The organism is Martelella alba, from assembly GCF_005217455.1.
GTDB lineage: Bacteria > Pseudomonadota > Gammaproteobacteria > Enterobacterales > Enterobacteriaceae > Acerihabitans.
The window spans coordinates 127,790-147,949 of record NZ_SZPQ01000017.1; the positions used below are offsets into that span (position 1 = coordinate 127,790).

Annotated in this window: 17 protein-coding genes and 1 tRNA gene; 14 read left to right on the forward strand and 4 right to left on the reverse strand. The window is 56.5% G+C overall.

Annotated elements, in window-relative coordinates; translation table 11 throughout:
• The first annotated feature begins 178 nt into the window (after positions 1-178).
• From FCN80_RS12880 to yejF, 9 genes are all read left to right on the forward strand, one after another.
• Entirely contained in the window at positions 179-1,447 is a 1,269-nt protein-coding gene (locus FCN80_RS12880; protein ID WP_136990563.1) for a sugar efflux transporter, read from the forward strand.
• Between the two features lie 14 nt (positions 1,448-1,461).
• A complete protein-coding gene (gene yeiP / locus FCN80_RS12885; protein ID WP_136990564.1) occupies positions 1,462-2,034 on the forward strand; it encodes an elongation factor P-like protein YeiP in 573 nt (190 codons plus the stop codon).
• An 84-nt stretch (positions 2,035-2,118) separates the two neighbouring features.
• Positions 2,119-3,099: a CobW family GTP-binding protein gene (locus FCN80_RS12890; RefSeq protein ID WP_136990565.1), complete on the forward strand. Its 981-nt coding sequence runs from the start codon at positions 2,119-2,121 to the stop codon at positions 3,097-3,099.
• A 46-nt stretch (positions 3,100-3,145) separates the two neighbouring features.
• Positions 3,146-3,859, forward strand: coding sequence for a phosphatase PAP2 family protein (locus FCN80_RS12895; RefSeq protein WP_136990566.1), 714 nt, complete (start codon positions 3,146-3,148; stop codon positions 3,857-3,859).
• Between the two features lie 584 nt (positions 3,860-4,443).
• Positions 4,444-5,013, forward strand: a complete 570-nt coding sequence (gene mepS, locus FCN80_RS12900; protein ID WP_136990567.1) for a bifunctional murein DD-endopeptidase/murein LD-carboxypeptidase — start codon at positions 4,444-4,446, stop codon at positions 5,011-5,013.
• A gap of 481 nt (positions 5,014-5,494) precedes the next feature.
• Complete coding sequence (locus FCN80_RS12905; RefSeq protein WP_136990568.1) at positions 5,495-7,303, forward strand: extracellular solute-binding protein; 1,809 nt, start codon at positions 5,495-5,497, stop codon at positions 7,301-7,303.
• 10 nt (positions 7,304-7,313) lie between these two features.
• Complete coding sequence (locus FCN80_RS12910) at positions 7,314-8,411, forward strand: microcin C ABC transporter permease YejB (protein WP_136990569.1); 1,098 nt, start codon at positions 7,314-7,316, stop codon at positions 8,409-8,411.
• Positions 8,408-9,433: an ABC transporter permease gene (locus FCN80_RS12915; protein ID WP_136990570.1), complete on the forward strand. Its 1,026-nt coding sequence runs from the start codon at positions 8,408-8,410 to the stop codon at positions 9,431-9,433. Before FCN80_RS12910 ends, FCN80_RS12915 begins: the two co-directional genes overlap by 4 nt.
• 1 nt (position 9,434) lies before the next feature.
• Entirely contained in the window at positions 9,435-11,024 is a 1,590-nt protein-coding gene (gene yejF, locus FCN80_RS12920; protein WP_136990571.1) for a microcin C ABC transporter ATP-binding protein YejF, read from the forward strand.
• 29 nt (positions 11,025-11,053) lie between these two features.
• Here the strand turns inward: yejF and FCN80_RS12925 are convergent, their stop codons facing one another.
• From FCN80_RS12925 to rsuA, 3 genes are all read right to left on the reverse strand, one after another.
• Positions 11,054-11,386, reverse strand: coding sequence for a YejG family protein (locus FCN80_RS12925; protein WP_230492653.1), 333 nt, complete (start codon positions 11,384-11,386; stop codon positions 11,054-11,056).
• A gap of 631 nt (positions 11,387-12,017) precedes the next feature.
• Positions 12,018-13,226, reverse strand: coding sequence for a Bcr/CflA family multidrug efflux MFS transporter (locus tag FCN80_RS12930; protein WP_136990573.1), 1,209 nt, complete (start codon positions 13,224-13,226; stop codon positions 12,018-12,020).
• Between the two features lie 95 nt (positions 13,227-13,321).
• Positions 13,322-14,029, reverse strand: coding sequence for a 16S rRNA pseudouridine(516) synthase RsuA (gene rsuA / locus FCN80_RS12935; protein ID WP_136990574.1), 708 nt, complete (start codon positions 14,027-14,029; stop codon positions 13,322-13,324).
• Positions 14,030-14,224: 195 nt separating this feature from the next.
• On the opposite strand from rsuA, the gene radD reads away from it, so the two are divergent.
• Together radD and rplY are read left to right on the forward strand one after the other, a co-directional pair.
• Positions 14,225-15,985 (forward strand): DNA repair helicase RadD, encoded by a 1,761-nt coding sequence (gene radD, locus FCN80_RS12940; RefSeq protein WP_136990575.1) that lies wholly within the window; start codon positions 14,225-14,227, stop codon positions 15,983-15,985.
• A gap of 128 nt (positions 15,986-16,113) precedes the next feature.
• Positions 16,114-16,398, forward strand: coding sequence for a 50S ribosomal protein L25 (gene rplY / locus FCN80_RS12945; protein WP_136990576.1), 285 nt, complete (start codon positions 16,114-16,116; stop codon positions 16,396-16,398).
• Between the two features lie 144 nt (positions 16,399-16,542).
• Here the strand turns inward: rplY and yejK are convergent, their stop codons facing one another.
• A complete protein-coding gene (gene yejK / locus FCN80_RS12950) occupies positions 16,543-17,550 on the reverse strand; it encodes a nucleoid-associated protein YejK (protein ID WP_136990577.1) in 1,008 nt (335 codons plus the stop codon).
• 176 nt (positions 17,551-17,726) lie between these two features.
• Between yejK and FCN80_RS12955 the strand changes: the two genes are divergently transcribed.
• The 3 genes from FCN80_RS12955 (at position 17,727) to FCN80_RS12965 (ending at position 19,904) form a co-directional block, all read left to right on the forward strand.
• Positions 17,727-17,954, forward strand: coding sequence for a YejL family protein (locus FCN80_RS12955; protein WP_136990578.1), 228 nt, complete (start codon positions 17,727-17,729; stop codon positions 17,952-17,954).
• 19 nt (positions 17,955-17,973) lie between these two features.
• Positions 17,974-19,749 carry an LPS biosynthesis-modulating metalloenzyme YejM gene (gene yejM, locus FCN80_RS12960; protein WP_136990579.1) on the forward strand — a complete coding sequence of 592 codons (1,776 nt, stop codon included), beginning with the start codon at positions 17,974-17,976 and terminating at the stop codon, positions 19,747-19,749.
• Positions 19,750-19,827: 78 nt separating this feature from the next.
• Positions 19,828-19,904, forward strand: a tRNA-Pro gene (locus FCN80_RS12965).
• Positions 19,905-20,160: the final 256 nt, after the last annotated feature.

A 20,160-nucleotide genomic window follows, 5' to 3' on the forward strand; every position in this document is an offset into this window, starting at 1 on the left:
GGACGCAATAGCGGCCGGGCCGTTTGGCCGCATTATCCGTTAACCTCACCGGGCGGGCCTTTGTGCAAAAAATGCCACGACGGCCCTCTTGACGGTTAATTTACGTTCGCGCGCTTTCGTTTTCGGCCCGCTGGCGTATCATGCTTCCGTCCTCCGTTTTGTGATTCAGATCTACTTTATGATGCACTCACCCCTCGCCCTTCCCCGGCGACTTCCGGATATGACCGCCTCGGCATTTCTGGTGATCGCTTTTTTATCCGGTATTGCCGGCGCGCTGCAACTGCCTACGTTAAGCCTGTTTTTATCCACCGAGGTACAGGCCCGGCCGGTTATGGTCGGCCTGTTCTATACCGGCAGCGCCGTGATAGGCATTGCGGTCAGCCAATTTCTGGCCGGTCGCTCCGATCAACGCGGCGATCGCAAAACCCTGATTTTCCAATGCTGCGTTTTGGGCGCGCTGGGATGCGTGTTGTTCGCTTTTGATCGCCATTATTTCCTGCTGCTCACGCTCGGCGTGCTGCTTACCAGCTTTGGTTCCACCGCGAATCCGCAGATGTTCGCCTTGGCGCGCGAGCATGCGGAACACAGCGGCCGGGAATCGGTCATGTTCAGCTCGATAATGCGCGCCCAGGTTTCCCTGGCCTGGGTAGTGGGGCCGCCGCTGGCCTTCGCCCTGGTCCTGGGCTTTGGTTTTCCATTGATGTATATGATGGCGGCGGTCACTTTCCTGTTGTGCGGCGGTCTGGTGTGGCTGGCGTTGCCGTCCATGCGCAAGACGGCGGTGAAAACCGCCGCGATTATGGAAGCGCCGCGGCGCAACCGGCGCGACACGCTGTATTTATTCGCCGCCTGCACACTGATGTGGACCTGCAATTGCATGTACCTCATCAATATGCCGTTGTATCTGATCCATGAGCTGCATCTGCCGGAAAAAACGGCCGGTATCATGATGGGGACCGCGGCCGGGCTGGAAATCCCCACCATGCTGGTGGCCGGGTATGTGTCCAAACGCTATGGCAACCGGTTGCTGATGCGGATCTCGGCGGCGGCCGGATTGTTGTTTTATCTGGGATTGCTCGTCTTTCATCAGGCGCCGGCCCTGCTGGCGCTGCAAGGCCTCAATGCGGTATTTATCGGTATCCTGGCCGGCATCGGAATGATTTATTTCCAGGATCTGATGCCCGGCCAAGCCGGGGCGGCCACCACGCTGTTTACCAATTCCGGGCGGGTCGGCTGGATTATCGCCGGCTCCCTGGCCGGGCTTATCGCTGAAATCTGGCAGTACCACGGCGTATTTTATGTCTCATTGTTTATGCTGGCCGGCGCGGGTTATTGCATGTGGCGCATTCACGAGGTAGATTCGCGACGCTCGCGCGACACCCTCGATCCCCCCTTGCCTGAAGCGCTCGGCAACGGTAATGTGTCGCCAAAGATCCCGACTCATTGATACAGGTCCATTTAATGGCTAGAGCAAATGAAATTAAACGCGGCATGGCCGTCAATTACAACGGCAAGCTGCTACTGGTAAAAGATATTATTATTCAGAGTCCGAGCGCGCGCGGCGCCAGCACGCTTTACAAAATGCGCTTTTCCGATGTCGGCACCGGCCTCAAGGTCGAGGAACGTTTCAAAGGCGATGACATCCTCGATACCATTGAACTGGTACGCCGTTCGGTCACTTTCTCCTATATCGACGGCGATGAGTACGTCTTCATGGATGATGAGGACTACACGCCCTATCTCTTCAAAAAAGAGCAAATCGAGGAAGAACTGCTGTTCATTCCCGAAGGGGGGATTCCCGGCATGCAAGTGCTGACCATGGACGGCCAGGTATTATCGCTGGAGTTGCCGCAGACGGTCGATTTGGAAATTGTCGACACGTCGCCCGGCATCAAGGGGGCGTCGGCCAGCGCCCGCACCAAACCGGCGGTGATGAGCACCGGCTTGGTGGTGGCGGTGCCGGAATACCTCAATAGCGGCGAGAAAATCCGTATCCATGTGGCCGAACGCCGCTATATGAACCGGGCCGACTGATTGGATGTCCAGGCAAACCGCCGCCGATAGGATGAAGACGATGGCCGGCCGCCGTCCCGCTTTCTTGCTCAGGAGCATGACGTCATGGCAGTGAAAACCACGATGGTGACCGGCTTTCTCGGTAGCGGCAAAACCACCACGCTTCTGCATTTGCTGGCGAGCAAACCCGCCGGGGAGCGCTGGGCGGTATTGGTAAACGAATTCGGCGAAATCGGCATTGACGGCGCGTTGCTGGCTGATAGCGGCGCTATCCTCAAAGAGATTCCCGGCGGCTGCATGTGCTGCGTCAACGGCTTGCCGATGCAAGTCGGTCTCAATACCCTTTTACAACGACACCGGCCGGATCGTTTATTGATAGAGCCCACCGGCTTGGGACACCCTAAACACATTCTCGACCTGCTGACGTCCCCTTTCTACGAAAGCTGGCTGACGTTACAGGCCACCCTATGCCTGCTGGATGCCCGCCAACTGGGCGAGGCCCGCTATCGCGACAACGAAAACTTCCGCGATCAGCTGGCGGCGGCCGATATTATCATTGCCAACAAACAAGATAGCTATCACGAGGACGATCGGCGGCGGCTGGCCGCCTGGGCGCGGGAAAACGCCGACGGCAGGCAGATTATCGCCGCCACCCGCGGCAATATCGCGCCGGAATTACTGGACACCCCCCGCCGTAACCTGCGGGCTTTGCCCGAGGGTCGGCATCACCATTCCCCCGCCGGGCGAAAAATCGGCCTAGCCAGTTTGTCGTTGCCGCCGAACACCCCCTGGCGCCGGGCATTGAGCAGCGGGCAGGATTATCACGCCTGCGGCTGGATTTTCAATGCTGAAACCGTTTTCGATACCCTGGGGGTGCTGGAATGGGCGCGGACGGCGCCGGTGGAGCGCGTCAAAGGCGTGGTACGTATTGCCGAGGGCGCTTTGCTGGTCAACCGCCAGGGCGCGGATTTGCACATAGAAACCCGCCAGGCTCCACCGCCCGATAGCCGGCTGGAGATGATTCATTCCGCCGCTGCCGAATGGAATCTTTTGCAAAACGCCCTGTTGAAGTTACGTTTAAAATAATTTGGTTATCATTTCAAATTCAACTTAGAAGGTTAGGTGCTGCTTTATGCATCGTTTTGCTGCCATTCTTTGCCTGAACATCCTGGGCGTATTGCTGTTTTTTTCCTGGTATCTGCCTGCGAATCATGGGTTCTGGTTTACGCTTGATTCATCTATTTTCATGTATTTCAATCATTTAATGGTAAGAAGTCATGCGTTTGCCATTTTACTGGCCATCACCAATTACCGGGCGTTCGATCTGATCTCCCTGCTGGCCATGGGCGCCATGTACTACGTCTATTTCCGGCGCGCCGATCGCCGCGGGAAATACCGCCTTATCAGCATCGGTATCGTCATGCTGCTGTCGGCGGTGGTGATAAATCAATTGGGCCACCTGATTCCGGTGAGTCATGCCAGCCCGACGCTGTTTTTCCAACATGACCCGAATGTGGTGCGTATCGCGCAATTGGTGTCCATTCCCACCAAGGATGCCTCCAGCAACAGCTTTCCCGGTGACCACGGCATGATGTTGATGATTTTCGCCATGTATATGTGGCGATATTTCGGCTTGCGGGCGTTCCTGGGCGGCGTGCTGATCGTGGTGGTATTCTCGCTGCCGCGGGTGATGATAGGCGCCCATTGGTTTACCGATATCGCGGTGGGTTCGTTGTCGGTGCTGCTGGTGGGATTGAGTTGGTGGATGCTGACCGGCGCCTGCGATTGGCTGATAGGCTGGCTGAATCTTCATTTGCCGGGGTCGCCGGAGAAGCGGGCGCAATAGGATTAAATTATGTCGCCGGCCGGTTTACGTCCGGGTCTCTTTATGCAAAATGGCGGCAAATCGCGCCCCCGACGATGAAAAAGCCCGTCGGAGGCCGTCTTACCGCCAATGGCATTGTCATGATCCAATTTTTAACCTAAGTTTCATTAAATATTCACATCATTAAATGTTATAAAATAATCGATAAAAATTCTCGCTTTCCCTTATTCATTACGGTAACCTCGGACGTGCTGTACTCGCGAACAGATATTCCAGTCGCTACCGAAAATTAATTCGAATTGCATCGCGACGGCAGGTGAGTGACAAATTTGTGGGGAGCGCCTTTGCCCCGTTGACGGTAAGTTCCCGTCAAGAGACAAGATGCCCCTATTCATTCCCGGACGCATAACCGATACTGTGGCTGGGATGAACGGATCCCGCCGCCAAAGACGCGACCCGACGTTTGTCGGTATATGAATTTATGTGAGTCACACCACATAATTTATGAATAATATTTGGTCGATGAGTCTTTGCGCCTTATTCTCGTTCCGTTTGGCATTTTATAGCGGCTTTGTCGCTAAGGACCTTAAGGGATAACATTAATAATGGTCAAATCTCAACCTATTATGAGATATGTTCTGCGGCTTATACCCGCAGCGGCGGTCGCGATTCTGCTCTCCGCCTGCAGTTCTCAGAGTTCCAGACAAACCGCTGAGATGCATGCAGTCAACGATAACCATTTTTTACTGCAAGCCTCTCAGGACCAATTTGAAGAAATGGTCCGTAATATGGATATCAAAACCAAAATTATGGATCAATACGCCGATTGGAAAGGCGTGCGCTACAGATTGGGCGGTGATACGAAACGCGGTATCGATTGTTCGGCTTTTGTACAGAAAACATTCAAGGAACAATTCGGTCTGGAGTTGCCCCGTTCCACCACGGAACAGCAGGAAGTGGGCTCGAAGATTCAGCGCTCGAAATTGCGTCCTGGCGATCTGGTCTTGTTCCGCGCCGGCTCCACAGGGCGTCATGTGGGCATTTATCTCGGCAATGATCAATTCGTACATGCCTCCACCTCCAGCGGCGTCATGATTTCCAGTCTTGATGAGGATTATTGGAAGAAACGGTATCGTGAGGCGCGCAGGGTATTGGTACGCGGCACGCAAAGCTGAAGCAACGGTTATTATTTAAGCGTCCTAAATGTCAAACGAGAGAAAACCGCCTTAAGGCGGTTTTTTTTTGCCCAATTAGCCGGTATTTCTATTCGTTAATTAATAATTTCTTTTATGTCAATGCGACCCGCCCCTACCCTTAACCACGGGAAATTGACAAACAGTCCGAATCATTTTGTGTCCGCAAATACGTCCCATCGCCGCGCAATGATGTTTGAAATCCCCTGTGCCATTATCCGTCGGATTTTACGTTGCCGGTTTGTTGGCGATGCGCCGCCACGAGGCAACGTGAATTATTTATAGTAGATACTGTTTTAATCATTGAAAACTAAATTTTGATATACTCGTCTGACTTCAGGTTGCATCTTCGTTTTGGCGGTTCACATTCGTTGCATGAGAAGGTGTCGCTTGCTGGCCGTGGTGAGGCAACTTGAATGATGTGGCGTCTCGTTCAACAGTATCTTCGCAGGAGCGTAATCGGATGTTTTTACGTTTTTGGATTGCCCTGGCTTTCAGCATGAGCTGTTTTGGATTGCAGGCCGAAACCATCAACGAGGGCTACGCATTCGCGTTACTGGGCGAGCCGAAATACGCCAGTGATTTCACGCATTTCGATTACGTCAATCCCGCCGCGCCCAAGGGCGGCTCGGTCACCCTGGCGGTCATCGGGACATTTGACAATTTCAACCGCTATGCGCTGCGGGGGACCGCCGCCGCGCGCACCGAACAGCTTTACGACAGCCTCTTTACCACCTCCGATGACGAGATGGGCAGTTATTATCCCCTGGTGGCGGATACCGTCCGCTATCCCACAGATTTAAAATGGATTGAGGTCACCCTCAATCCCAGGGCGCGCTATCATAATCATCAGCCCATCACCGCCCGTGATGTGGTTTTCACCTTCAATAAATTCATGACCGAGGGGGTGCCGCAATTCCGGTTGTACTATAAGGGCGTCACCGCCAAGGTCATTGCGCCGCTGACGGTACGCTTTGATTTCCCGCAACCGGATAAAGAGAAGATGTTAGGGTTATTAAGTTTGCCCATTCTGCCGGAAAGCTTCTGGCGGCATCACAAGCTCAGCGAGCCGCTGACCGCGCCGCCGCCGTCCAGCGGACCCTATCGCATTACCGCCTGGCGCACCGGCCAATATGTCACCTATTCCCGCGTCAAAGATTATTGGGCGGAAAACCTGCCGGTCAACCGTGGGCGGAATAATTTCGACAAAATCCGTTACGATTATTATCTGGATGATAATGTCGCATTGGAAGCCTTTAAGGCCGGGGCCTATGATTTACGGGTGGAGCAGTCGCCGAAAAACTGGGCGACCCAATACCATGGCGGCAATTTCGATCGCGGTTATATTATCAAGCAGGAAATCCCCAATAACGCCCCCGTCGATACCAATTGGCTAGCATTTAATATTCAACGGCCGATGTTCGCCGATCGCCGGGTACGCGAAGCGATTAGCCTGGCCTTCGACTTCGAATGGATGAACAAAGCCCTGTTTTACAATGGTTATCAGCGGGTTAATAGTTATTTCATCAACACCGATTATGCCGCCCGCGGCTACCCCGATGCGGCTGAATTGGCCTGGCTGGCGCCCCTCAAGGGCCAGATTCCCCCTGACGTATTCACCTCTATATATCAGCCGCCGACATCGGACGGCAGCGGCTATGATCGCGCCAATCTGCTCAAGGCGCTGGCATTGCTTAAGCAAGCGGGCTGGGAACTCAGGGACGGAAAGCTGGTCAATGTAAAAACCGGCCAGCCGTTCCGGTTCGAAATGATGTTGATGAGCGGCGGCAACAGCCAGTATATCCTGCCCTTCCAGCATAACCTGCAACGCCTGGGCATCGATATGACCATTCGGGAAGTGGACAGTGCCCAGTTCATCAACCGGTTGCGTAAACGTGATTTCGATATGATGCCCGCCAGTTATTCCGCTTTCTCCTACCCCAGCGGAGACTTGCAGATTGTCTGGGGCTCGGCCTATGTGGACTCCACCTACAACCGTCCCGGGGTCAAAGACCCGGCCATCGATCGGCTGATCAACGAAATCGTCCGCCATCAGGGCGACAAGCCGGCGCTGCTATCGCTGGGACGGGCGCTGGATCGGGTGCTGACCTGGAATTATTACATGATCCCCTTGTGGTATTCGCCGCAGATCCGTCTGGCTTATTGGGATAAATTCGCCATGCCTGAAATCCGGCCCACTTACGCGCTGGGGTTTGATACCTGGTGGTATGATGTCAATCGGGCGGCCAATTTGCCCGCTGAACGACGCTGAAGGAGAACACGTGACTGCCTATCTTTTACGTCGGTTACTACTGGTGATTCCCACATTATGGGCCATTATCACCCTGAACTTCTTCATTGTGCAGATTGCGCCGGGCGGACCGGTGGACCAGGCCATCGCCGCTATCGAGACAGGACAGCATGGCGGATATGCCGGCGGCGGCCATGGCGATCCGATGGCCCGCGCCCAGGCGCTGCACGGCGGGCCGCTTGTGGACAGTCAATATCGCGGCGCCCGCGGGCTGGATCCGGAAATCATCGCGGAGATCACCCACCGTTACGGTTTCGATAAACCCTTGCATGTCCGTTATTTCAACATGCTGAAGAATTATTTGCGTTTCGACTTCGGCAACAGCCTGTTTCGCGGCGCATCGGTCATGCAACTGATCAAAAGCAGCCTGCCGGTTTCCATTACGCTGGGGTTATGGAGCACGATTATCATTTATTGCGTTTCCATTCCATTGGGTATCAGAAAAGCGGTTTGCAACGGCAGCGCCTTCGATGTTTGGAGCAGCACGGTAATTATTGTCGGTTATGCCATCCCGGCGTTCCTCTTTGCCATTCTTTTGATTGTGCTGTTCGCCGGCGGCAGTTATTTGGACTGGTTCCCGCTGCGCGGCTTGGTCTCCAGCCATTTCGACAGTCTGCCCTGGTATAAAAAGATCACCGACTATCTCTGGCACATCACGCTGCCGGTACTGGCCACCGTTATCGGCGGCTTCGCCACCCTGACCATGCTGACCAAAAACGCCTTTATGGACGAGATCCGTAAACAATACGTGATAACCGCCCGGGCCAAAGGACTGGATGAACGTCAGATTCTGTATCGCCATGTCTTTCGCAATGCCATGCTGTTAGTGATAGCCGGTTTCCCCGCCACCTTCATCAGCATGTTTTTCACCGGTTCGCTGCTTATTGAGGTGATGTTCTCCTTAAACGGCCTGGGGCTGCTGGGTTACGACGCCACCTTGCAGCGGGATTATCCCGTCATGTTCGGCACGCTGTATATCTTCACCCTGATAGGCTTGCTGCTGAATATCCTCAGCGATATGACCTATACATTGGTCGATCCCCGTATTGATTTCGAGGGACGACAATGAGCAGATTAAGCCCGGTCAATCAGGCGCGCTGGGCGCGTTTTTGCCGTAACCGCCGCGGCTACTGGTCGTTGTGGCTGTTCCTGGCGCTGTTCATCCTAAGCCTCGCTTCCGAGCTGGTGGCTAATGACAAACCACTGCTGGTACGCTATCAGGGGCATTTGTATTCTCCCCTGCTGTTCAATTATGACGAAACGACGTTCGGCGGCCAATTCGCCACCGCGGCTGATTACCGCGATCCTTATCTGGTTCGGCGAATAAAAGAAAACGGCTGGGCTGTCTGGGCGCCCATCCGCTATGACTACCGCACCATCAATTTTTCCACCCGCGTGCCCTTTCCCTCGCCGCCCAATCGGCAAAACTGGCTGGGCACCGACAGTTCCGGCAAGGATGTACTGGCGAACCTGCTGTACGGTTTTCGCCTGTCGATGCTGTTCGGCCTGGCGCTGACCTTTCTCTCCAGCCTGATAGGCATCGTGGCGGGCGCCTGTCAGGGTTATTACGGCGGCCGTCTCGATTTATGGGGGCAACGCTTTATCGAGGTCTGGTCGGGCATGCCGATCCTGTTTTTGATTATCCTACTCTCAAGCGTGGTACCGCCGAATTTCTGGTGGCTTTTGGGCATTACCGTGCTTTTCGGCTGGATGAGTCTGGTGGGCGTGGTGCGGGCCGAGTTCCTGCGAACCCGCAACTTCGATTACATTCGGGCGGCGCAAGCCATGGGGGTCAGCGACCGGATGATTATGCTGCGCCATATGTTGCCCAATGCCATGGTGGCCACCTTGACCTTTATGCCCTTTATTCTGTGCGGCTCGATAACCACCTTGACATCGCTGGATTTCCTCGGTTTCGGGCTACCGATGGGCTCCCCTTCGCTGGGCAATTTGCTGTTGGAGGGCAAAAATAATCTCCAGGCGCCCTGGCTGGGCATTACCGCGTTCGTTATGCTGGCCCTGGTGCTCTCCTTGCTGATTTTTATCGGCGAAGCGGTACGCGACGCCTTCGACCCCGACAGGGCCCACTGACATGACCGCACCTTTATTGCAGATTCAGGAATTAAGCGTCGCCTTTCGCCAGGGCGCGCAAACGCATCCGGTGGTGAACCGGGTATCACTGTCCGTGAACGCGGGCGAAACCCTGGCGCTGGTGGGGGAATCCGGTTCGGGCAAGAGCGTCACCGCACTGTCGGTCCTGCGTTTGCTGCCGCCGCTGGTCACCGTTTACGACCATGGCGATATTCTGTTCCAAGGCCAGAGCCTGCTGCATGCCGGTGAAACGGCGTTGCGGCGGATACGCGGCGACGACATCGCCATGATTTTTCAGGAACCCATGTCCTCGCTAAATCCGCTGCATACGGTGGAAAAACAGTTGCTGGAAGTGTTGTCCCTGCATCGGGGACTCCGGGGGGATGCGGCCCGAACCGAAGTACTGGCCAGCCTGGAGCGGGTCGGTATCCGACAGGCCGCCTCCAGGCTGGGGGATTTTCCGCACCAACTGTCCGGCGGCGAGCGGCAACGGGTCATGATCGCCATGGCGCTGCTGACCCGTCCGAAACTGCTTATCGCCGATGAACCCACCACCGCGCTGGATGTCACCGTACAAGCGCAGATTTTACAATTGCTGACCGAGCTGCGCCAGGAGCTGGGCATGGCGCTGCTGTTTATCACCCACAACCTGAATATCGTGCGACGCCTGGCGGATAATGTCGCCGTCATGAAAGACGGCAAGTGCGTGGAAACCGCTTCCTGTCAGTGCCTGTTCGATGTTCCACGCCATGCTTATACTCGCCGGTTACTGGCCGCCGAGCCGGATGGAGAGCCATTGCCGGTCGACGCCCATAGTCCTTTGCTGCTGCGGGTAAACCAATTGGCGGTCAAATTCCCCATACGCCGGGGATGGCTGCGCCGCACGGTGGCGGAGAAAACGGCGGTGCAAGCGGTCACTTTCGACCTGCGGCGCGGCGAGAGCATAGGACTGGTGGGCGAATCCGGCTCCGGCAAAAGCACCGCGGCGCTGGCGGTGTTGCGCCTATTGAAAAGCGAGGGGGAAATCTGGTTTGACGGCCAACCGCTGCACCGTTTCACCCGCCGGCAAATGTTGCCGGTCCGGCGCCGTATCCAAGTGGTTTTTCAAGACCCCAACTCAGCGCTTAATCCCCGCCTGACCGTGGCGCAAATTGTTAGCGAGGGATTGCTGGTTCATCATCACTATGGCGCGGCCGAGCGGGAAGCACGGGTCATAACCGCGCTGGAGGAAGTGGGATTGGACCCCGCCACCCGCAACCGGTATCCCGGCGAATTTTCCGGCGGCCAGCGTCAGCGGATAGCCATTGCCCGGGCGCTGATTCTTCAGCCGGACCTGGTGATCCTGGATGAGCCTACGTCCTCGTTGGATCGGTCGGTGCAAGCCCAGATATTGCAACTATTGAAGTTCCTGCAAGAGAAACACCGGCTGACCTATCTTTTCATCAGCCATGACTTGCAAGTGGTCAGGTCCCTTTGCCATCAGGTTATCGTCCTGCGGCATGGACAGGTGGTGGAACAAGGGGATTGCCGCCGGATATTCGGCGCACCCGCCCAGGAATATACCCGGCAACTGCTGAAATTAAGCGATTAACGGGGCCTGAACGCCCCGACATACCGCCATCACATTGCGGGGGGCACCTCGGCGGGTTCGGCGATAGCGACGCCGATATTTTTCAGGCGGCACAAACCGGCGCACTCATCATCGCGGCGCAAGAACAGGCAAGGCTGGCCCTCGCACTCCAGCACCGAACACGTCAGCTGAATTTCCGCCAGGGTTTGAGCCAGCTCCCGCATCACCCCCCACGCCGAATCGCCCTCATGGCTCAACAGCGCGAGGCCGATAAGTTCGTTATCATTACCGCCGGGCAGGGTGACAGGCTCGACTTTGACGCCACTAAATCCTTTCAGCCACCGATAATGATGCGGCAAACGATGAACCACAAACAAGGGCATAGTTGTCACAGCATTTCCCCAAAGGTTTGAACACCAGACTCGCCAAACTTCACGTAGCCTCTTGGCCGGCCGCGATGTCGCTCGAAGAATGGCGATTTTACAATAACAATTCTATCACAATATTATAATATCAAGGCGACATGTATGCTGTGGTATTATCACAAACACTCATTGCTCGTCATACTTCACGCTGCGGACGCGTTGGCTTCCTCGCTCACCCCAGTCACTTACTGATGTAAGCTCCTGGGGATTCCCTGCGTCGCCGCCTTCCCGCAACGCGAATTATTTAGAGCAATATCCGTCATACTTCACGCTGCGGACGCGTTGGATGAGGTTAAATGAGAGGTAGATCTCTTTTTTGGCCTATATTTACCCGTTTACGCCCCAATTTACAACCTTTTTTAGGCAATTAAATAACGTTTAACGCTCTCATATTTTACATTTTATAAACATTCTCCACCTCTACACCGGGAAGAATGTTTATGGCAAAGGGAATCGACGGGCTGAGGGACCCAAGGCAATAAAAAGCGGCCGGCCGCATCAGCCTTAACCGGCGGAGGGGCCGCTGCGGCAATATCCGGCAAACGCGGCATGGGCGCGGGCGGCCGACCCGGACAGGCGACGGGGGCCCCTAGACCGCAGGGGGAGAAGAGGTCTTGCGCGGGCGGCTGGCGTAGCCGTAACACAGCATGGCGCACAGCATGGAAAACGCCATGGAGATCACCATCGGCCAAGGGCTGTTAAACGTCGCCAGCGACAGCAATGCGCCTATCACGGCGCCGACCCCGAACCGCAGCGTACCGGCCAGGGACGAGGCGGTACCGGCCATATGGGGAAATTCATCCAGAATAACCGCCATACCGTTGGAGGTAACCATCGCCACGCAGCCGATAAAGACCGCCACCCCCACGACCATGGGCAGAAAACCCAGCCCAAAAGCGCATACCAGCACCAGCCAGACCGCCATCAGGGTCTGTACCACCAAGCCCAGACGGAACATCTTGTGGGCGCCCATCCGCGCCACACTGCGGCTGTTAATGAGGGTGATGATAAACAAAAACACCACATTGAGCGCAAAATAATAGCCAAAGCGCTGGGGCGAAACACCGTTCAATTGGATATACACAAACGGCCCGGCGCTGAGAAAAGAAAACATGCCGGCAAAGGAGAAACCGCTGGCCAACATGTAGCAAAACACGCGCTTGTGACGAAACAAGGCGGCGAAATTGCCCGCCGTGGTACGCAGCCTGAAAGGCTGACGCCGCTCACGCGGCAAGGTCTCGCGAATATACAGCATAACCAGGATAGCGGCGACCAGCGCCGCCATTGCCATACTCCAGAAGATGGCATGCCAGCTAAACAGCAGCAGCAACAGCCCGCCGAGCATGGGCGCCAGCAGTGGCGCCACCGTCATGACCAGCACCACGAAGGACATCATGCGGGAAAAATCATCTTTATTGAACATATCGCGCATCAGCGCGTTGATGACCACGCTGGCGGCCGCGGCCGCCAGGCCGTGCAACAGACGCATGTAAATCAGATGCTCGACCGAGCGGGACAAGGCGCAAGCCGCGGCGGCCGCGGCGAAAAGCAAGGTGCCGAACAAAATGACCGGCTTGCGGCCCAGGCTGTCGGCCAACGGGCCGTAAAATATCTGGCCGATGGCGAATCCCAGCACATAAGCGCTGAGGGTCATTTGCACGCTACCGGCGCTGACGCCGAACTCGGCGGCGATGGTCGGCATGGCCGGCAGGTACATATCAATGGCCAGCGGCATCAGCATGGATATCAAACCGAGGATAACAACCAGACCGATGGGGGATTCCCGGACAACTCGCACTTCAACCACTCCTTTACCGGCCGTCCGGTTCGCCGTCGGCCGCCCATGCCACTGAAATTGCCGGTACGCCGGCGTTAGGTAAAATGCATCGCCGGTTATCGTCCGGGCACGCCGACGCTCTCAATTTCTTCCCGGGTCAGGGAACGATATTCGCCCGGCCCCAGAAGACCGTCAAGCACGATCGCGCCGATCCGCTCGCGATGCAAAGCCACCACCCGATTGCCCATGGCGGCGAACATTCGCTTAACCTGGTGGTAACGGCCTTCGCTAATGGTCAGGCGTGCTTCGCACGCCGACAGCACATCCAGTTTCGCCGGCCGGGTCGGCAGTTTTTCGCCTTTGAGCAGCACGCCCTCGGCGAACAAGCGCGGAAGATTGTCGGCCAAAGGTTCCGCCAGCGACACCCGATAGGTTTTCTCGCAATGATGTTTAGGCGATGTGATCCAATGCGACCATTGCCCGTCATCGGTCATCAGCAGCAGACCGGTGGCATCCATATCCAGGCGGCCGGCGGCATGCAGCTTGTCGGCGACCGGTTCGTCCATGAAATACAGCACCGTGGCATGTTCGGCATCATCCGTGGCGCAAACATAGCCTTGGGGTTTGTTCAGCATGAAATAACGCGGTCCGGCGATTTGCCGCAATACCGTGCCATCGAAACGGATCTCGTGGGCCGGCTCCACCTGGAATGCGCCCTGCCTGACGGTCTCGCCATCCACCGTGACCCGTTTCGCCCGTAATTCCCGGGTCACCAGCGCCCGGCTGATACCCAATTGTTGAGATAGAAATTTATCCAGTCGCATTAACGTTGTTTTGCCTGTAATCTTTGCCCGTAGTAACGCCCCGCCGCGGCCGCCGGCAAAGCGGCGGCGCGACGTATCACGAGTATAGCGGCCCTTGCGGCGCGAACCTAGCAGACAACATAATTCATTTCATACCGATATGCTATTTATGCACCAGCGTTACGCCATTACCGTCCGGGAACGGTGGCGGCGTCCATGACCTTCTCCTTGCGCCCCTATCAACGCGAAGCGGTAGCCGCCGCCGTTAATCATTTCCGTCATCGGGATTCGCCGGCGGTCATCGTTTTGCCCACCGGCGCCGGCAAGAGTCTGATTATCGCCGAACTGGCGCGTCTGGCCCGCGGCCGGGTATTGGTACTGGCCCATGTCAAGGAGCTGGTGGCGCAAAATTATGAGAAATATCAGGCGCTGGGTCAGGAGGCGGACATCTTCGCCGCCGGCCTGCGGCGGCGCGATAGCCAGGGCAAGGTGGTTTTCGGCAGCGTCCAGTCGGTGGCCCGCCATCCGGAACGCTTCGACCAGGCCTTTTCCCTGTTGATTATCGATGAATGCCATCGCCTCGGCGACGATGACGACAGCCAATACCGGCGCATCATACGCCATCTGCAATCGGCCCAGCCCCGGCTGCGTATCCTCGGCCTCACCGCCACACCGTTTCGTCTCGGCCGGGGATGGATTTATCAGTATCATTATCGCGGCATGGTCAGGGGCGATGAAAACTGTTTTTTCCGGGACTGCGTTTTCGAACTGCCGTTGCAATACCTTATACGCCAGGGTTTTCTAGTCTCTCCCGAGCGATGGGATATGCCGGTGCGGCAATATGATTTCAGCCGTCTGTCGCCCAGTGCCCAGGGCCTGTTCAACGAGGCGGAGCTGGACCAGACATTGCGCCGGCAGCGCCGCATAACGCCGCTCATCGTGCGCCAGATCCTCGAATTCGGCGGCGATAAGCGCGGGGTCATGATCTTCGCCGCCACCGTAAACCATGCCAGGGAAATACTCGGTCTGTTGCCGCCGGCGCAAAGCGCGTTTATTGGCGGCGATACGCCCGCCGACGAGCGTGATCGCATTATCGACGCCTTTCGCCGGCAAACACTGCGCTATATGGTGAACGTGGCGGTCCTGACCACCGGTTTCGACGCCCCCCATGTGGATATGATAGCCATCTTGCGTCCCACGGAATCGGTCAGCCTTTATCAGCAAATCGTCGGCCGCGGGCTTCGGCAATCGCCGGGCAAGACCCGCTGCGTTATTCTGGACTACGCCGGCAACGGCCATGATTTGTTTTTCCCGGAAATCGGCCAGGCCAAACCCGCGCTCGGGGGCGAGCCGGTGCAGGTGTTTTGCCCGGTATGCGGTTTTGCCAACCTGTTCTGGGGCAAAACCGATGCCGAGGGCGGAATAATCGAACATTACGGGCGGCGTTGCCAAGGCTGGCGGCAAGATCAACAGGGCGAACGCCGGCAATGCGATTTTCGCTTCAGGTTCAAACTCTGCCCCGACTGCGGCGCCGAAAACGATATCGCCGCCCGCAACTGTACCGCCTGCCAGGCCGTCCTGGTCGACCCCGACGATATGCTGAAAGCAGCGCTCAGGCTGCGGGACGCGCTGGTGCTGCGTTGCAGCGGCATGGATCTCTCGTGCGGCGACGACGCCGGCGGTCCATGGCTGAAAGCGACCTACTACGACGAGGATGGCGCCGATGTCAGCGAGCGCTATCGGCTGGCGACCCCGGCCCAGCGCCGTCTGTTCGAATTCCGTTTCCTGCGGTTGCATCAGCGGGCGCCCGGCGTCCCCCTGCCCTGGCGCGTCGCCGGGGATATTTGCCGCGCCGCGAATCAGCTTCGCCATCCGGATTTTGTGATCGCCCGGCGTCAGGGCCGATTTTGGCGAGTACGGGAAAAGGTGTTCGATTACCAGGGCCGTTTCCGCCTGGCCAATGCATTGCGCCCCTGACGAGGACGAGTAAATTTGCCCGCGCGGCGATAATCCGGTAGAATCAGCCCGCTTTTGTTAAAGCACAGCTATTCTGTCCGCTGCTGGGTCGCCTGTAGCGGGGTACATCTTCAAATATCGAGAAACCTATGTTAATTATCAATGCCAACGCGCGTAAAGAGCAGGGTAAGGGTGCGAGCCGCCGCCTGCGCGCCGCCAACAAGTTCCCCGCCATCGTTTATGGCGGCGCCGAAGCGCCTGTGTCCATCGAACTGGATCACGAGATCGTCTTCAACACCCAGGCCAAGCCCGGTTTTTACACCGACGTCTTGTCGCTGGTGATTGACGGCGCTGAAACCAAAGTCAAGGTACAGGCGGTACAACGCCATCCCTTCAAGCCGAAATTGACCCACATCGACTTCGTCCGCGTCTAAGCGCGCCACGCTGTGGCGGCCATTATGGCCGGACGAGAAAAACGACGCCGCTTATGCGGCGTTTTTTTTCATCGCCCCCTTCGCACCCGCGCGACAACCGCGCCTTCGCCGCGCTGTCTGGGGGAAGCCGCTTTTTCGCCGGACTTATTGCCCCGTGCCCACACGGCGTTGCAACTGATCGCGCAGATTAGGCGGCGTACCCTTGATGGTCAACGTGTCGGTGGCCGGATCCCAGAACACCCGCTCGCCCAGTAACTGCGCGTCGAAATTCAGGGTAATGCCGCCGCCGCTGCCGGCATATTTGGTCAACTGCCGCAACGTGCCGCGATCGGCCGGGAAATGATCTTCCAGTGCGTAATCCTCGCCGCGGGTGAACGTCTGGAAGGTTTTATCCCCAACCGGCGGCAGGGACTCCGACAATTCCGTTAAGGCGATGTCCTCGCCGGCCTGCATTTGATCCCGGCAATAGCTGTAAACCTGCTGACGGACGGCCTGCCGTTCTTCTTTATCCAGTTGCCCGTCAGCGCAATAGTCATCCACCGCCTGCAACAATCCTCGGTTTTGCGCCTTGGCGTCCAGCCCTTCCGCCGCCGCCAGGAAATCCATAAAAAAATCGGCGACCTTGCGACCCACCCGGCCTTTGAGAAAGGTCAGATAACGGCTGGATTCCGGATTCGTCTCCCATTCGGTCAAGTCGATACGGGCCACGATATCCGCGTGAGTGATATCCAGATAATGGGTACTGCTGATATCCAGTTGCTCGTTAACCCGCATGCTGCTGCAACTGGCCAGCAGGGCGACCAACAGGTATTCCGCCGCCAGATAGCGGTATTGGCAAAACAGAAGGGTACCGCCTTCGGCGAAGGGGTATTTGGCTATCTCATCGCGCAGCCTGCCGGCGGCGGCCCGGGAGAATGCCAGGAAATCGTCTTCGCCGCGGCGGCAACGCCGTAATGCCTCGGCCAGTTCGCTTTGCGGGTGGAACAACCCGTAGGCTTTGGTTTTAGCGCTATAGACCCGGTGCAGCTCCGCCATCATGTCTTCCACGGCGGCATTGGTCTGTAGCGGCGAATCCCGCAAGATGAGTTCCAGCGTCTGTTCGTCGCGTTTAATGAGTTGATGCAGCGCGATCTGGTCAATATCCAGACTCATGATTTATTCTCCTAGTGGTGAGACGCGTATTCAAACACCGATGGCTGCCGGCTGCAACCGCCATCGCCGGCGAGGCGGCATTGGCGGCTTCCCGCGCGGGTAAGCTATAAAAATGCGGAAAAAGCGGAGTTGATACGGTAAGATAGCGGGCTTTAAGAGGTTAAGAAGACTATATTATGCCGCAAGTATCCCGTTATAGCGACAAACAGGTCGAAACATTGCTGGACGAACTGTCGGCCGTGCTGGCGAAACATCAGGCGCCGGCCGATTTGTCTTTGATGGTGCTGGGCAACATGGCGACCCATATCATCAATAGCCGCATCGCGCCGGAACAACGCAAGATACTGGCGCGTTCGTTTAGCGAAGCCTTATTATCTTCCATTACGGAAGCCGGCACGCATTAATCGGACAGACCGAACAGATATGGTGACCAATAGCCAGCGCTACCGTGACAAAGTTTCCCAAATGATCAGTTGGGGTCACTGGTTCGTCCTTTTCAATATTCTGCTAAGCCTTGGGCTTGGCAGCCGCTATTTGTTTGTCGCCGATTGGCCCGGCTCGCTGGCCGGCCGGGTGTATGCTTTCGTCAGTTGGCTGGGGCATTTTAGCTTTATCGCTTTCACGTTGTATCTGCTGGTCATCTTCCCACTCACTTTCGTGGTGATGTCCCAGCGGCTGCTGCGCTTTTTATCCGCCATCATCGCCACCGCCGGCTTGACGCTGCTGTTGCTGGACAGCGAGGTTTTCACCCGCTTTCATCTGCACCTTAATCCGGTGGTCTGGGATTTGGTGGTAAATCCGGAAGAAGGAGAGCTGTCCCGCGACTGGCAATTGATGTTTATCAGTATTCCGGTCATTTTCCTGGTGGAAATGCTGTTTGGCACCTGGAGCTGGCAGAAACTGCGCAGTCTCAACCGCCACAAGCTGGGCAGACCGGTGACCGCGCTGCTTATCAGCGCGTTCTTTGCCTCGCATATTCTGTATATCTGGGCGGACGCCAACTTCTACCGCCCCATCACCATGCAGCGCGCCAATCTGCCGCTATCCTATCCCATGACCGCCCGCCGTTTCCTGGAACGGTACGGGCTGCTGGACGCCCAGGAATATGAGCGCCGTCTGGTGCGCCAGGGGAACCCCGAGGCCTTGGCGGTGGAATACCCCTTGAGCACCCTGTCCTTTCAGGAAGGCGGCAGCCATTACAATCTGCTGCTGATCAATGCCGGCACCCTGCGCAATGATACGCTGGACAAGCAAATGCCCAGGGTACGGCAATTCGCCGCGGATAATATCCGTTTCACGGATCATTTCAGTACCGGCAATCGTTCCGACACTGGCTTGTTCGGCTTGTTTTACGGCATTTCCGCCTCTTATCTGGACGGTATCCTGGCGTCGCGCAAAACGTCGGTATTGCTTGATTCGTTCAGCAAACAAGGCTATCAGTTGAGCCTGTTCTCCTCCAACGGCTTTGGCAGCCCGTTGGATAGGCAAGCCCTGCTCACCGATTTCAGCCTGCCGGAGCCGGTCAGCCAGACCGACGCGCAAACCGTCGAACAATGGCAGAAATGGCATGCCGGCTACAGCGGCTCCGCCCCGTGGTTTTCATATGTGGAATTCAACGGCACGGACACCACGCCCGATATGAACAACACCCCGGTGCTTTATCGCCATTATTTGCAGGGGGCGCAGCGGTTGGACGGCTATATCGGACAGATGCTCGATACCTTGCGGGAAAAAAGCGAGCTGAACAATACCGTGGTCATTATCACCGCCGCCAATGGTATCGAACTGAATGACGCCCATAACGGCCATTGGGAAGCCGGCACGGAACTGAACCGTTTCCAGATGCAGGTGCCGCTGGTGGTGCATTGGCCGGGCACGCCGGCGCAGTCGGTGGACAAGCTCACCGATCATAAAGACATCACCGTCAGTCTGATGCAGCGCCTGCTGCACGCCACAACCGCCGTCAGCGACTATTCACAGGGCGAGGATTTATTCGCCCCCCGCCGCCAGAATGACTGGGTCGTCAGCGGCGATAACGGCACCTTGGTCATCAATACCCCCAGTCAGACCCTCTTGCTGCATGACGATGGCGATTACCGGACCTACAACTTGCAAGGCGAGCGTTTTCGCCACGCCAAACCCCAGTTAGCGCTGCTGTTGCAGGTGCTGACCGACGAACGGCGATTTATTGCCAACTAACTGCTTAATTCTATAGCAGTCAATTCGGCGGGCTATTGCAATCAGCTCAGGAAACGGTAGTATAAGCGCCCATGCAGTCGGCATGTAGCGCAGCCTGGTAGCGCACCGTCATGGGGTGTCGGGGGTCGGAGGTTCAAATCCTCTCATGCCGACCAAACAACCCCAAGAAAACCAACCTGTTAGGGTTGGTTTTTTTATGCCTGAAATATGGACAGGGAAAAATAAGGGAAAAACCAGGGAAAAACCACACCTCCTACATACCAGTTTATGATGCTCCGTTCTGGGACTTTAGGGTTGCAATTTCCTGTTCCTGAGCGTCAATTTTAGCTGACAGCGCCTTGATTGCCTCGACCAGTAATCCAGCTATTTCGCCATAGCCAACAGCGAGGCAATCTTCTATCACTGAACCGT

Coding starts and splice junctions, on each gene's coding strand:
- FCN80_RS12880 (WP_136990563.1), top strand. CDS start 179: ATGATGCACTCACCCCTCGCCCTTCCCCGGCGACTTCCGGATATGACC.
- yeiP (WP_136990564.1), top strand. CDS start 1,462: ATGGCTAGAGCAAATGAAATTAAACGCGGCATGGCCGTCAATTACAAC.
- FCN80_RS12890 (WP_136990565.1), top strand. CDS start 2,119: ATGGCAGTGAAAACCACGATGGTGACCGGCTTTCTCGGTAGCGGCAAA.
- FCN80_RS12895 (WP_136990566.1), top strand. CDS start 3,146: ATGCATCGTTTTGCTGCCATTCTTTGCCTGAACATCCTGGGCGTATTG.
- mepS (WP_136990567.1), top strand. CDS start 4,444: ATGGTCAAATCTCAACCTATTATGAGATATGTTCTGCGGCTTATACCC.
- FCN80_RS12905 (WP_136990568.1), top strand. CDS start 5,495: ATGTTTTTACGTTTTTGGATTGCCCTGGCTTTCAGCATGAGCTGTTTT.
- FCN80_RS12915 (WP_136990570.1), top strand. CDS start 8,408: ATGAGCAGATTAAGCCCGGTCAATCAGGCGCGCTGGGCGCGTTTTTGC.
- yejF (WP_136990571.1), top strand. CDS start 9,435: ATGACCGCACCTTTATTGCAGATTCAGGAATTAAGCGTCGCCTTTCGC.
- FCN80_RS12925 (WP_230492653.1), bottom strand. CDS start 11,386: ATGCCCTTGTTTGTGGTTCATCGTTTGCCGCATCATTATCGGTGGCTG.
- rsuA (WP_136990574.1), bottom strand. CDS start 14,029: ATGCGACTGGATAAATTTCTATCTCAACAATTGGGTATCAGCCGGGCG.
- radD (WP_136990575.1), top strand. CDS start 14,225: ATGACCTTCTCCTTGCGCCCCTATCAACGCGAAGCGGTAGCCGCCGCC.
- rplY (WP_136990576.1), top strand. CDS start 16,114: ATGTTAATTATCAATGCCAACGCGCGTAAAGAGCAGGGTAAGGGTGCG.
- yejK (WP_136990577.1), bottom strand. CDS start 17,550: ATGAGTCTGGATATTGACCAGATCGCGCTGCATCAACTCATTAAACGC.
- FCN80_RS12955 (WP_136990578.1), top strand. CDS start 17,727: ATGCCGCAAGTATCCCGTTATAGCGACAAACAGGTCGAAACATTGCTG.
- yejM (WP_136990579.1), top strand. CDS start 17,974: ATGGTGACCAATAGCCAGCGCTACCGTGACAAAGTTTCCCAAATGATC.